This is a genomic window from Mesorhizobium sp. M0676 (assembly GCF_040320535.1).
Taxonomy (GTDB): Bacteria; Pseudomonadota; Alphaproteobacteria; order Rhizobiales; family Rhizobiaceae; genus Mesorhizobium.
This window is the reverse complement of record NZ_JAMYPU010000004.1, coordinates 25,945-38,401: the sequence shown is the minus strand read 5'-3', so window position 1 is coordinate 38,401 and position 12,457 is coordinate 25,945. Positions and strand designations below refer to the sequence as shown.

The 12,457-nt window shown below is 61.2% G+C and carries 11 protein-coding genes; 4 read left to right on the top strand and 7 right to left on the bottom strand.

Features of this window, described 5'->3' with window-relative positions:
- Positions 1 to 116: 116 nt before the first annotated feature.
- The 4 genes from NKI35_RS05505 to NKI35_RS05490 all read right to left on the bottom strand — a co-directional run bounded on the left by NKI35_RS05505 (position 117) and on the right by NKI35_RS05490 (position 4,860).
- The gene (locus NKI35_RS05505; RefSeq protein ID WP_352738998.1) at positions 117 to 1,088 is read right to left on the bottom strand and encodes an amino acid ABC transporter permease; all 972 of its coding nucleotides are present in this window, start codon (positions 1,086 to 1,088) and stop codon (positions 117 to 119) included.
- Positions 1,089 to 1,107: 19 nt separating this feature from the next.
- The gene (locus NKI35_RS05500; RefSeq protein ID WP_352738996.1) at positions 1,108 to 2,388 is read right to left on the bottom strand and encodes an NAD(P)/FAD-dependent oxidoreductase; all 1,281 of its coding nucleotides are present in this window, start codon (positions 2,386 to 2,388) and stop codon (positions 1,108 to 1,110) included.
- Between the two features lie 144 nt (positions 2,389 to 2,532).
- On the bottom strand, positions 2,533 to 3,360 hold the full coding sequence (locus NKI35_RS05495; protein WP_023687783.1) for a transporter substrate-binding domain-containing protein: 828 nt from the start codon (positions 3,358 to 3,360) through the stop codon (positions 2,533 to 2,535).
- 297 nt (positions 3,361 to 3,657) lie between these two features.
- Entirely contained in the window at positions 3,658 to 4,860 is a 1,203-nt protein-coding gene (locus NKI35_RS05490) for an MFS transporter (RefSeq protein WP_352738993.1), read from the bottom strand.
- A gap of 176 nt (positions 4,861 to 5,036) precedes the next feature.
- Here NKI35_RS05490 and NKI35_RS05485 point away from each other — a divergent pair, with 176 nt between their 5' ends.
- The 4 genes from NKI35_RS05485 to NKI35_RS05470 all read left to right on the top strand — a co-directional run bounded on the left by NKI35_RS05485 (position 5,037) and on the right by NKI35_RS05470 (position 8,207).
- Positions 5,037 to 5,948 carry a LysR family transcriptional regulator gene (locus tag NKI35_RS05485; RefSeq protein ID WP_023681081.1) on the top strand — a complete coding sequence of 304 codons (912 nt, stop codon included), beginning with the start codon at positions 5,037 to 5,039 and terminating at the stop codon, positions 5,946 to 5,948.
- Between the two features lie 287 nt (positions 5,949 to 6,235).
- The gene (locus NKI35_RS05480; RefSeq protein ID WP_023741853.1) at positions 6,236 to 6,439 is read left to right on the top strand and encodes a hypothetical protein; all 204 of its coding nucleotides are present in this window, start codon (positions 6,236 to 6,238) and stop codon (positions 6,437 to 6,439) included.
- A 224-nt stretch (positions 6,440 to 6,663) separates the two neighbouring features.
- A complete protein-coding gene (locus NKI35_RS05475; protein WP_023699977.1) occupies positions 6,664 to 6,918 on the top strand; it encodes a hypothetical protein in 255 nt (84 codons plus the stop codon).
- Positions 6,919 to 7,232: 314 nt separating this feature from the next.
- On the top strand, positions 7,233 to 8,207 hold the full coding sequence (locus tag NKI35_RS05470; protein ID WP_023691458.1) for a L,D-transpeptidase family protein: 975 nt from the start codon (positions 7,233 to 7,235) through the stop codon (positions 8,205 to 8,207).
- An 88-nt stretch (positions 8,208 to 8,295) separates the two neighbouring features.
- On the opposite strand, the gene NKI35_RS05465 is transcribed toward NKI35_RS05470, so the two are convergent.
- Genes NKI35_RS05465 through NKI35_RS05455 form a run of 3 tightly spaced genes read right to left on the bottom strand, consistent with a single transcriptional unit; the run spans position 8,296 to position 12,452 of the window.
- Complete coding sequence (locus NKI35_RS05465; protein ID WP_352738991.1) at positions 8,296 to 10,341, bottom strand: CHASE2 domain-containing protein; 2,046 nt, start codon at positions 10,339 to 10,341, stop codon at positions 8,296 to 8,298.
- A gap of 15 nt (positions 10,342 to 10,356) precedes the next feature.
- A complete protein-coding gene (locus NKI35_RS05460; RefSeq protein ID WP_023687780.1) occupies positions 10,357 to 11,181 on the bottom strand; it encodes a FecR family protein in 825 nt (274 codons plus the stop codon).
- Positions 11,178 to 12,452, bottom strand: a complete 1,275-nt coding sequence (locus NKI35_RS05455) for a tetratricopeptide repeat protein (protein WP_352738989.1) — start codon at positions 12,450 to 12,452, stop codon at positions 11,178 to 11,180. The genes NKI35_RS05460 and NKI35_RS05455 overlap by 4 nt, the downstream gene beginning before the upstream one ends.
- Positions 12,453 to 12,457: the final 5 nt, after the last annotated feature.

The window sequence follows — 12,457 nt, the reverse complement described above, 5'->3', positions numbered from 1 at the left end:
TTCACCCCTCACGACGTCGCCGAACGGCATGCTGTCGCGTACAATCTGCAGCTGCTCTCCGAAGCTGGCTGTTGCGGTGCTGTGCAACTCGCTTTGGCGAAGATCACGGATGACGATCAGCGCTTGAGTGAGCGCCCGAACCGGTCCTCGAGCCGCGACTGAAGGAACTCGAGCCCCATCGAGAGCAGCCAATAGATCATCGAGGCGGTGATGAGCATCTCGATGTGGCGGAACTCGGTCTGGCCCTGCGTGCGTGCGAGATACATGATCTCCCAGACCCCGACCACCGAGACCAGCGAAGAATCCTTCAGCATCGCAATGAACTGGTTGCCGGTCGGCGGCACGATGACGCGCATCGCCTGCGGCAGGATGACCAGGAACATCGTCTGGTTAGCGCTAAGGCCGAGTGCCGTAGCACCCTCGGTCTGGCCGCGCGAGATGCTTTCGATGCCGGCCCGGAAGATCTCGGTCATGTACGCGCCGTAGCAGAGCGACAGCGCCATGATGCCAGCCGGCACGGCGCCGATCACGTAGCCAATCTGCGGCAGGCCGAGATAGATGATGTAGATCTGCATCAGCAACGGCAAGCCACGAAACAGAGAGGTATAGAAGGTCGCCAAGCCATAGACCACGCCGTTGCGGGAAAGTTTGGCGATGGCGCCAACGAAGGCGATGAGGGTGGCGATGGCGATCGAAATGGCCGAAATGTAGAGGGTCGTCACCACACCCTTCGAGACGAGGAAGCCGATCTTCTTGGCGATGAACGCGAAGGACAGGTCGAAGGAATAGAAAAACAACATTAGCAACACGAACAGCTCTATCCAAACTGCCACAATCTGCTGTTTGCGGCTGAGATACCGCAGCGCGTTCCAGTTCGCCACCAAGATCAATGCGATCAGCACCGCCGAGACCGCCCGCCCGACGTCCGGGTTGGCGGCGAGCCACTCGACCGACCCCGGAACGAGCTTGCCGAGCCAACTGGCTTTGATGCCGAGCCCATACAGGCCGGCGGCGATGGCGGCGAGCACGAAGAACACGCCAACGCGGCGCGCCGCGTCCGGGTGGTTGAGCAATAGTCGGCCGATCACGTCTTCGATCTCCCTGCGGTCAGCGGGCCCGCTCGCGCCACCAATCCTGCGCCTGCAGCTTCCAGTAGGTGAGTTGCGCAACCGCAAGTCCAGCCGGGCCGCCCGCCCAGGCAAGGCCGAATGGTGCAAACAGCCGGTAACGGTCCGATTGTCCCAGTATGGCTTCGGCGATCAACTTGCCGGCGATCGCCGTGGTGTTGATGCCATGGCCACCAAAAGCCGTGAGGTACCAGACGCCCGGCTGCAACGGGCCTATCTGGGGCATCATGTGCCGGGCATAAGACATGAGCCCGGACCAGGCGAGTTCGGTCTTGAGGTGTTCGAGCTGCGGATAAGTGGTGACCATCTCACGGCGCAATTGCCTCGCCAACACGCCCGATGAGGCTGCCCGGGTGGTGATGCGCCCTCCCCAGAGCAGCCGCCTGCCGCCTTCGACAACACGGTAATAATCGCCTGCGCGACGGTTATCGCCGACGGCGTCGGTCGTCGTAATCGCCTTGGCGATGAGGTCAGGCGCCTCCTCGCTCACCATAACGTAAGTGGCGATAGGCAGGAATGCCCGCTGCAGCCGGCCGACCAGTGGGCCCGTATATCCGCCGGTGGCAACTACGGCCTGGCGGGCGCGCACTTCGCCGCTGTCGGTGCGCAAGACCTTTTCGGCGCCGTCAAGGTTGGCTTCAACGGCAGCCGTTCTCTCGTATATCCTGCCGCCCAGCCGCTCGATCTCGCTCGCAACGGCGCGCAGATAGTTAAGCGGATGCATGTGGAAGGCGCTGGGATCGCGCAGGCCTTGGTGGTAGCGATCCGAATGCAGCACCGCTCGCACCTGGTCGCGATCGAGATAGTCGAGCCGATAGTCGAAATCCCGCGCCAGTTGCTCGGCATATGCCTTGAGCGCGGCGCCACCATCGTGTCGAAGCACGCTCAATATACCGGAGCGCGGCTCTGCCGCCTTGATGTCGAGATCGCGGATTGTCTGCCGCACGAAGTCGACGCCTTCGATGGACAGGCGGTGCAGTTTTTGTGCCGCGTCGACGCCGGCCATCGCGGCGATGTTGTCGGTGCCGGTGGCGAAACCGGGATTGACGAAGCCGCCATTGCGACCGGAAGCGCCGAATCCTATCCGCTGCGCCTCAAGCACGACGACCTGCTGGCCGGCGCGAGCCAGCTGCAACGCCGTCGTCAGGCCGGCCAGTCCGCCGCCGACAACGACTGTCTCGCACTCGGAAACGCCGCTCAGCGGCGGTCTGATGGTGTTGTCGGCAAGCGTGCGTCGGTAATAGGTGTCAGGACATGTCATGATCAATATGATGAGGTGGCGGCACTAGAGCATTTTGCAGGCAGGCGGAGCCGCCCGGTGTCGTGGAAATGCGGCTGAAACAAAACAGATGGAGCGGGATGTTCAATTGAATGCACCCCGCTCAAGCTTTATCCACGATGCCTCTCAGTCAGAGCTGTAATCCTTGCCGTACCACTTGGTGGTCAGTTTCGCGAGGGTACCGTCCTTCTTCATCTCGTCGAGAATGCCGCCGATCTTGGCATTCCACTCGGCATCACCTTTTTCCGCGATCACCACCAGTGGCTCACGGAAGGCATAGCCGCCTTCCAGGACACGCAACGGGTAGCCGTTCTTTATCGCGTTCTGAGCCGTCTGTTCTGGTGCGATGACCGCGTTGAGGCGCACGCCGTCGCCGAGCCTCAAATCGTCGAACGGCAGCATTGAGTCGGCGAAAGTCCTGATCTCACCGGGCTCCAGCTTGTATTCGATGGGCGGCAGGCCGGGAGCATCGATCTCGAGTTGTCTGCGGATGAAATCCTCCGACGTGGTGGCGGTCTCGACGCCGATGATCTTGCCGTTCAGGTCGGCGACCGATTTGGCCGGGCTGTCCTTGTGAACCACGTAAACGTAGGGGCTATAATAATAGATGCCTTCGAAATCGATCACCTTGGCCCGCGCTTTGGTCGGCGTCACCGAGCCGACGCCCAGATCGTAGCGTCCCTGCCAGTGGCCGCCCGTCATCGTCGCCCAGTCCGGCGTGTCGAAACTGACCTCCACACCGAGGCGCCTTGCGATCTCCTTCGAGACGTCGATATCGAAGCCGACCAACTGATTACTGTCGTCGAGGAAACTCTGCGGCGGCCAACCGCTGTTTGTGGCGACCACCATTGCCTTCTTCGAGGTAACCCGGTCGATGGTTTCACCCGCCGACGCCGCAGACGCGAACGCGAGCGTGGTAGTGGCCAAGGCCAGCCACGCGATCAATTTCCTCACTTGAACCTCCCTCTTCATCGTCATTCAGACATATGCTTCCCAGAGCGCGCTCCCGTAGATAACAGCAATTGAGAGCGCGGCATGAGATCGATCTCATATCAGCACACATATCGACGAGGGGATCAAGTCCTTTTTCAAGTAGCCAGTTGTCCTCCGGGGCGCAAAGCATCGGCACCCGTACGGTGCGGCGGAACCCGCGTTTGATGTGACGCGCGTGACTTTCAAGACAGAGGAAACGAAGATCTACTTCAACCTATCACATCATTGCCAGACGGGCGGCACAGGATGGCTTGCTGTCTACGAGTTTCCGATGTTCCGGTTAAGCATGGGTGCGCGGCACACCGGCAGCAGCACCAGCAGGATGATGGCGGAGTCGACCCAGAGGACCCTGTTCACGCCCATCGTGTCGACGATCTGACTGGTCGCTAGGGTACCCACGGAGATGGCAAGATTGAAAGTGAAGCAGTAGATGGCCGTCGCGGTCTCCGCGCTTTCTGGTGCTGCGCTCAGCACCCACGTCTGCAGCGTAATGGGCGCCGCGCCATACGCGAAGCCCCACACCAGCAGCAGGATGGTTCCTGTGAGCGGCGTGACCCCGAGCAACGGGAAGAGAGCCAGCGTGGCGCCGAGCCCAATGACGACGCAGGCCAATGTGCGACCGACGGATTTGGCGGCCCAGACGCCTGCGACGGCGTTGCCAATTATTCCGAGAATGCCATACCCCAACAGTAACCAACCTATGCTCCCTGCAGTGACGCCCGAGACCTCCAGCAACACCGGGCTCACGAAAGTGTAGGCACCGTAGTGGGCAGCCACCAGCAGTGCGGTCGCAACCACGCCCGCCAGGAGGGCGGGATTGCGCAATTGCGCACGCAGGGCTTTCACCTCCATAGGCTGCGCCGCCTCCAGCTTCGGAAGCACAAGCAGGGCGGCGAGCAGTATGGCAAAGCTCAGGCCGGCGAGAGACCAGAACGCGCCGCGCCAGCCGACTAGATCACCGATGATCGTGCCGGCCGGCACGCCCAGCACCGCAGCGGCACTTACACCGCCGAAGACAATAGTCATGGCGCGCGGCACGGACGGTCCAGGAACAAGGCGTACTGCGATGCTCCCGGCTATCGCCCAAAAGCCACCGATGGTGATCCCGACGAGCAGCCTGGACGCGAGCAGAACGGGAAAGTTCGTTGCGAGCGCTGAAATCACGCTCGCCGCAGCCATTACCGCGAGCAGGCCCGCCATCAGAATACGCCGGTCGAGCCTCCCCACTGCCAACGGCAAACCGATAGAAGCGAACGCCGCAATTACGCCGGGTATCGTCACCGTGAGACCGCCACTCCCAATAGAGACATTCAACTCGGAAGAAATTGCCGGAATCAGCCCCACAGGGAGTTGCTCCGCAGTGATCATCGAAAAAATACCCATCGATACAGTGAGCACGGAGAGCCACATGCGAAAAGTGGCTCCCTGTTTCTCCCGAAGGGCTGCTTTGGTCAGAGACATGATCACCTCCAGCCCGCGAGAAGGCACTCGACGCCAACGTTTCGGGCAAACGTTAGAGAGACGGATCGGACAATTGATCCCGGCCTGGTTTCAGATAATCTGTCCACTGCGGATTGATAATCGAGGGAGATATGGATGGTGAATTCACGAAACGTGAATGAAAGAGGTGATTGCAGTTGGACCGGCTGACCAGCATGACCGTGTTTGCCAACGTCGTCGGTGAAGGCAGTTTCGCTGGAGCGGCCAAGCGGATGCGACTATCGCCAGCGGCCGTGAGCAAGCATGTCCAAATGCTGGAAGAGTGGCTTGGCGCACGCCTTCTCAACCGGACGACCCGGCGCATCAGCCTGACAGAGCTCGGCGCCTCCGTCTACGAGCGCAGTCTGCGCATAATCGAGGATGTCGAGGAAGTTCGTACGAGCGCGGCCGAGAGCAAGACACGTCCGACCGGCTCACTGCGTGTCAGCGCGCCGATCTCCTTCGGCGCGATGCACCTTGGGAGAGTCGTTGCAGAATATCTCGCGGTCTACCCGGAGGTGTCGGTTGAGTTGGTGTTGGACGACCGTGTGGTTGACATCGTGGAAGAGGGCCTGGATGTCGCGGTACGCATCGCTCCACTCACGGTTTCCAATCTGGTTGCTCGCCGAATCGCGCCGTCACGCGAGGTGGTCTGCGCTTCGCGCGATTATCTGGACAGACGCGGGCGTCCCACAAAGCCGTCGGATCTCCACGACCATGATTGTCTGGACTACGCGTTGCGCGCCAGCCGCGGAAAATGGCGGTTCGACGGACCAAAGGGGCAAGTGGCGGTAAAAATCACTGCACGGATGACGGCAACGAACGGGCAGCTCCTGCGCGATGCGGCGCTGGGTGGAGCAGGCATAGTACTTTGCCCCACTTTCCTTGTTGGAGAAGCCATTCGTTCGGGCCAACTGGAGACAGTGATGCCCCAGTTCAAGCCGGTAAGCCGGTCGATCTACGCGATGTACCCGTCAAGAAGGCATCTTTCCGCCAAAGTTCAAAGCTTCGTGACGCTTCTCGCCGCCCACTTCGGTGAGAACCCACCTTGGGACAACTTTGGACCATGACGACTGGAATGTTGAGCCCAGAGGCCGCGCGCACTTGCACGGCCTTACTGTGCATGGGACCAGCACCCAGGGCCAAGGGGCGGTGCATATCGCCGTCCAGCACCTTTTCGAGACTGAAGCATCCGCTATTTGCCGACGGTCAGTCGCTGAGGCTCAATCCACCGCCCATCCTAAGCGCCGCCACAGCGCAAGTTGTAGCATCTGCGGTGTCTCTGGTTCTCTGCGGCCACCGGCGGAACGGGTTGTAAGCAGGCGCGTTCCTCCAGCGTCAAGCTTGGAGAACATACATGGATGACGAGCTGCGCCTGAAGTTACAAGAGCTGAGCCAAAGCATGCAAACGCGAGCGGCCGAACTTTCGACGCTCGGCGGCAACGCAGACATAAGTACGCTGATGTCGGGGATCGCCGTCGCTCTGGAGGCGCTACTGGTGATTGCCGAAGAGATGAAAACGCCACGTTCCGGCCCTTCGGTCCTGCCCGACGCTACATGAACATCTCCGATCGCTTGGGAGAGGCTCCAGAGCGAGAGCGCCTACCGCTGACCAGCAAATCGCTCGCCGAGGAACTGGCTTTAATCCACATTCCGGGTTGGAGAGTGGAGAGCGCAATCTACTCGGTGGAGTACTCCAGGTGGGGTGAGCGTCGGCAGAAATGGATTTTGCACTCGACGATGCCTTTTGGGTAATCGAGGACGGCCTTAGGACGGAGGACCACGATGGCTTGGATGGCCGCAATTTGCCCGATTACAGATGAGCAGGCGCTCGTTAATTCGGAGACAGTTGGTGACATCCGGGAGTTTCGCTGTCCGAGTTGCGGCGACTTCAAAATCACGAACTCGGCCACCGCGATGTTCAAAGGCCTATCGGCAGAACAGAAGTTGGAGCGCTTCGAATACGCTAGAGCAATCGCGGGCGACAACGCGATCACAGTGACGACGGAACATGGATCTATCGATACCGAAGATCAATAGAATACCCGCCCGACAAGCCGGTTCCCAGCGCATCTCCTCACTTGCTGCCCTGAGACCATTTGACTGCCGGTCCAGGTAGTGGGCAGTTTGAAGGTAGAAGCTCACGTCAACATGGCCAGACCATTTTTACACTGCCAATCTGCGCGGCCAGCAACGCCTCTCGTGAGGGGCAAGTCACGGGCATCGAACGTCTCGGACCGGTCGGCAGCGTAAGGCAGGTTGCCTAGGATCCTCCTACCGGCGAATGGAACCAGATCTGCCACAGCGCGTCATAGAAGCAGATCAGGTGCGATTTAACGCAAGGAGTGACATCGATGATCAGGCTCCTTCTCCTCCTCGCCATTGCACTCGCCTTCGCATGCGGCGGGACGGAGGCGGCCAAGCTGGACCTAGCCGCGGTAAATCAGGCGCAATTCTCCGCCGGCGATCCGAAAGGGCTGGATCCTGCCGTGCTGAAGGCGCAAATTTTTTTGGATCGTGCGCGCTTCTCACCGGGGCTCATCGACGGCCGCCTTGGAGAGAACTTCGCCAAGGCGGTCAAGGCCTTCCAGGCGTCGAACGGACTGGCCCCAGATGGCAAGCTCACCCAGGCGACCTGGGACAAGCTGATGGCAACCTCCACCAGCCCAGCTCTGATCACCTATGAACTGACCCGCAAAGATGTACGCGGCCCCTTCACCAAACGCATTCCGGGGCGCATGGAGAGGATGGCTCGCCTGAGAAGGCTTGGCTATCACGACTCGATCGAGAAGCTGGCGGAGCGCTTCCATGTGAGCGAACCATTGCTCAGGAGGCTAAACCCAGGCACCGGATTCAGGAAAGCTGGAACCACGCTGCTGGTACCAGATGTTGGCCGGGGTGAACCTCCCGCCACCATTGCCGGCGTCGAAGTCGACAAAGGCGCTCATCAGGTGCGCGTGCTCGACCCCTCCAATAAAGCGCTTGCCGTCTACCCTGCGTCGATCGGGAGCGACGAGAAGCCGGCACCAAGTGGGCAGGCAGAGATCCAAAGGGTGGTGCACAACCCGACCTATCACTACGATCCCGATTTTGCATTCAAGGGAGTCAAAACCAAGCGGCCCTTCACCATTGCTGCCGGCCCTAACAATCCCGTGGGATCAATCTGGATCGACCTCTCCATCGAAAGCTACGGCATTCACGGCACGCCCGAACCCGGCAAGATCGGGAAGACCTTCTCTCACGGCTGCATTAGGCTAACGAACTGGGATGCCGAGGACCTCGCCTCAATGGTGCACAAACATATGAAGGTGACTTTCAAGGACGAGTGACGCAAGCCGTCGCATCCCTCGATGGTCGCCGAAACGAGATGTCCGTCTGTGCCCGTGACAATCGCATCTTGCGATCCGCTGGATCCGATCAGCGGATGCTCCGGGTTCGGGGTGTCAGGTCAAGCGGCGCCATTTGCACGGATGGCGGCGAACCAACCACCATGGCGGGGGCGCCAGATTGCTCAGCACGTTGGCTCTCTACTTCGCGGCTCATACCTTGTTGAGCAGCTTGCATCTCCGGAACGGTGAAAACCGGGACCTCGCCCTTGAAACCCTGGAGCTCAAAGGCGCCCGCCTGAACGACCGGCATCGATGCTCCTGCCGCAAAGCCGGGTCCAAGCACCAGGGGGATGCCCAGCTTCTTGGTCGTCGATTCGAGCCGTGCCGCGCGGTTCACGGGGGAGCCTATCGCGGTGTAATCGAAGCGGCGTTCGGAGCCGAAATTGCCTACCGAGCAGATGCCGGTCTCGATGGCGACGCCGATTTCGATGGATCGATGGCCATCCGCGGTGAAGGCGGCGTCTTCGCGCCTCACCCGCTCGATAAGGGCAACGCCCGCGTCCAGCGCACGCTCACGATGATCGGGTTGATCTAGCGGTGCGTTCCAGAAGGCCAGTACCGCATCGCCCATGAACTTGTCGATGGTCCCGTCGCGCTTGAGGATCTCATCGGTCGCAATGCCGAGGAAATGGTTGACCACCTTGGCGATCTCTTGGGTGTCGAGCTGTTCGCTCATGGTCGTGAAGCCACGTATGTCGCTGATCAAAATTGTGATCTCGCGCTTCTCGCCGGACAGGATTGCCTCGGTGTCCGAGCTTGCGAGGCGCTGCACCACGGAGGGCGACAGATATTGGGAGAACTGTCGCGTCAGGGTGGACCGGCGCTGCTCGCTGCGCCTGTAGAGGACATAGCCTTCGAAGCCCGCAACCATGATGGTTGCAAGCGCCGGCTGCAGCGGGTCATAGAGTGCACCCTGCAGGCTGTACTCGAGAGCGCCGAACACGAACGGCGTGACGGCCAGCAGCGCCAGGGAGACGGCGCCAAGCACGACACGCCCGGCGAGCACTCCGGAAAGCCCGATGAAAACGACGGCACTGAGGAGAAACCAGAGCCGCTCGAGCATACGCGCGTGCGCTGGCTCTGCCAGGAAGCGCCCGGCAAGCATCTGGCCGATCGCATCGGCGTGGATCTCCGCTCCTGGTCGCGCTGGACTCGTCGGCGTGGGCAGGTACTGCGTCAGGCCCACAGCCGACAGGTCGACAATGGCGATGGCGTCCCGCAGCCGCGGATCGCCATGGCCCGAAAGGATAGTGCTGGCAGACAGGCGAGGCGTGTCGGTGGCGGTTTCCCAGAGGCGGATGCTCCCCTCCGGCTCGAGCGGCACAATGGCGCCTGCCATCCTGAGTGCGTCGAACCCGGCTGCATTCATCCGGGCTGTGTAACCGTCCTGTCCAGCGTAAAGGCGCAGGAGCTCGAGTGCGAAAGACGGCCACAGCTGCGCGCGTTGAGGGGTGTTGCGAAGCCAGAGCAGCGGCACATGGCGCAGTACGCCGTCGGGATCGGGCAAGGTGCGAATCACGCCGAGGCCTGCGGCGGCGTTCGAGAATTCGGCAAGCGAGCCGGTAAGACCGGTGAAGCCGGGAAGTGTATCGGGTACTTGCCCGACGATCGACCAGCCGGCTTTGGGTTCTGCTTCTGAAACCGTCGCTTCATTGCCCAGGCTGACGGCAAGCGCCGTTCGATTTTTGGACAGCGCCGCTGCCAGGCGCTTGTCTCCGGCGATGCCCTCAGGCGAGGTGTCAGCCTCGGGGAGTACCAGCGCAAGCCCGACCACCGCCGCGCCGGATTGCGTGATGCCATCGACCAGATCGGCCAAGAGGCCACGGTTCCAGGGCCATCGCCCATGTGCCTTGAGGCTGGCGTCGTCTATCGAGACGATCACGACAGGATTGCTCGTCGCCTGGCGTGGGGCGAGAAACTGATAGAAGTCGTACGTCCGCTCACGCAGGCGCGACAACGGCCCGTCAAAAGCCAAATGGCAGGCGAGCAGCAGGAGCACGACCACAAGGCCGGATATTTTGCGCCTGCCGGCTTGCCGCCAATCAGCCCAGCGCCTACCGACCGAGTGGCTCATCTCGTGCAGCCAGGCCTAATCGCAGTTGTAGTAGTAGCAGCAACCCTCACCCTCACACTCGCCCCGCCGCCCCCCGCTGCCCGCAGGTGGCGTTGGGCTGTCAGGGAATTCCATGACCACTCCTGGCAGTGCGCCGTCCCTGGACCCGCAGACTTTGAGCGAGGAGCCTAGAGCCGACGCACAAATTGCGCTTACGTCCAACCCAGGACCCGGTGCGCCCGGCAGGCCGGTTCCGGCTATCCGGTCGATACTGTCCAAGATCGGGAAGGCGTCGATGCCGCCGTAGCCGGCCAGAAGCTTGCCATCGTCCGACGTGCAGGCGTAGCCCGGGTTCGTGATGACCAGCCGTTTGCCATTGATCGTGCAGGTCATGCGGCCGGCGCGCAATATGCCGACGGTCTGGCCGGCTGCCACCAGCACTTCGATGATGCCGCCTCTCGCTCCGAGCACCATGTGCGGCGTCGCAACCTGCATGACGCCCCCTTTCGAAACCTGGCCGCCATAAAAACGGGCCAGGCCGCTGTTCATCCCGATGTCGATCTTTCCCGACCCAGAGCCCGGATTGTAGACGAACTCATCGATGGTCAGGCTGGTGTTCGGACCAATCTTGGCGCTCGATTCATCCCGGAACACCAGCATTCCGAGACCGGTGGGATTGCTGCGCAACTGGTCGCCGAGTTCGACGCCGGCGCCAACGTTCATCGTCCCGCCGTTATTGCGGACGATGATGGTCTGATAGGCCGTCATCGACCCGACCGTCTCAGCGGCGGATGGTGCCGCGAAGGCGAGGCAGGCGATAAAAATGACGATCTGATGATACCTCATCGCGGCCTCTTTCAATTGAGCGTCAACGTATAGCTCATGAGCATTTCGAACGACTTTCGGTCGCGGTTGGCGAGGGCGAAGTTGGTTTTACGATAGGCGAGATCGACGCTGATCTTCTGCGCTTCCGTCAGCTGAAAATCGCTTTCCGAGGCAATGCGCCAGAAGTCGCTCTTGATATTTGTGCCGATGCCGACGGACAGATCGGGAGTGTCGCTGTGGCCGGCCGATAAGGCGATCTGGTGCGACCATGCGAAAAGATCCGGTACGTTCATCAACAGGCCGCCATAGCGGACCTCGCCCGTATAGCTGCGGCTGATTTCGCCCGATCCGGAAGCGAAGTCATTCGAGCCGACAAAGCGCAAGCCGAGCGCCTGGCCATTGCGGAAGCGGTAGCTGCCGCCTGCCTCATAGAAGACCCTGCTATCCGCGAAAATGCCTTGCGAGGCGCTTAGATCGATGTAGCCGCCACCGGCGAAGAGCGTCGTCTCGACCGTCGGGCGAACGACGAAACGTCCACTGAGGCCGATACCGGTTTCGTAAATATCGCTGTCGAAACGATCCGTAACGGTAAACGCGGAAAGCAGCAGGCGCAGCGAATCGATCCCGCTGTTGGGCAGTCCCTTGTCCCAGGTAATCGCTGCGTTGCCGTGGATAAAAGTCTTCTCGCCACCCGGAACCGACAGGTCTTCCGTGAAGAGACGCTCTGTCGCGGTCAACGACCCCGAAAGAACGAGCGCGTCGGCACTTGGCGTGCCGAGGTCCCACCGCACAAAACCTTCCGCCTGCCCGTAAGGCGAGACGAAGCTGTCGTCGTCCTGCGCCCCGCCTGGCTCAAAATCGGTGAATGCGCTGAATACGCCGCCGGTCAGGGCGAGTTCCCAGGTGACGCCACGCAACGCGCGCTCGACGCGGGCGAGCAGGCGAACAGCTTCCTGTTGCTCACTTGCGGTCAGACCCCCGACTTCGATGCCGTACTGCACCTGCCGCCGGGCCAATTCATAGGACCCGACATGGTAATACAACCGGCTGGCCGCAAGCCGGGCGCGCGCATCGCGGGGGTACTGGATCAGATACTGCTCGATCGAGGAGATCGCCTGATCGTACTGTCCAGCGTTGACCGCAACCGTGACGAATTGGGCGAGCGTTCCATTGTCGGCCGGACTGGCGATGCGGGCCGCAAACGCATCGTCATAGGCCCCAAAAAGACCTTGTGCGCCGGCCGGCAACACGCCGGCACAAAGCAGCGCTGCGGCGATGCCGAAGATCGTTCGAAACGAAGATTGCATGCCGA

What these genes read in the sequence shown, in the direction of transcription:
- NKI35_RS05465 (WP_352738991.1), bottom strand. Translation starts at nt 10,341, where the DNA reads ATGAGCCACTCGGTCGGTAGGCGCTGGGCTGATTGGCGGCAAGCCGGC.
- NKI35_RS05470 (WP_023691458.1), top strand. Translation starts at nt 7,233, where the DNA reads ATGATCAGGCTCCTTCTCCTCCTCGCCATTGCACTCGCCTTCGCATGC.
- NKI35_RS05500 (WP_352738996.1), bottom strand. Translation starts at nt 2,388, where the DNA reads ATGACATGTCCTGACACCTATTACCGACGCACGCTTGCCGACAACACC.
- NKI35_RS05455 (WP_352738989.1), bottom strand. Translation starts at nt 12,452, where the DNA reads ATGCAATCTTCGTTTCGAACGATCTTCGGCATCGCCGCAGCGCTGCTT.
- NKI35_RS05480 (WP_023741853.1), top strand. Translation starts at nt 6,236, where the DNA reads ATGGATGACGAGCTGCGCCTGAAGTTACAAGAGCTGAGCCAAAGCATG.
- NKI35_RS05475 (WP_023699977.1), top strand. Translation starts at nt 6,664, where the DNA reads ATGGCTTGGATGGCCGCAATTTGCCCGATTACAGATGAGCAGGCGCTC.
- NKI35_RS05490 (WP_352738993.1), bottom strand. Translation starts at nt 4,860, where the DNA reads ATGTCTCTGACCAAAGCAGCCCTTCGGGAGAAACAGGGAGCCACTTTT.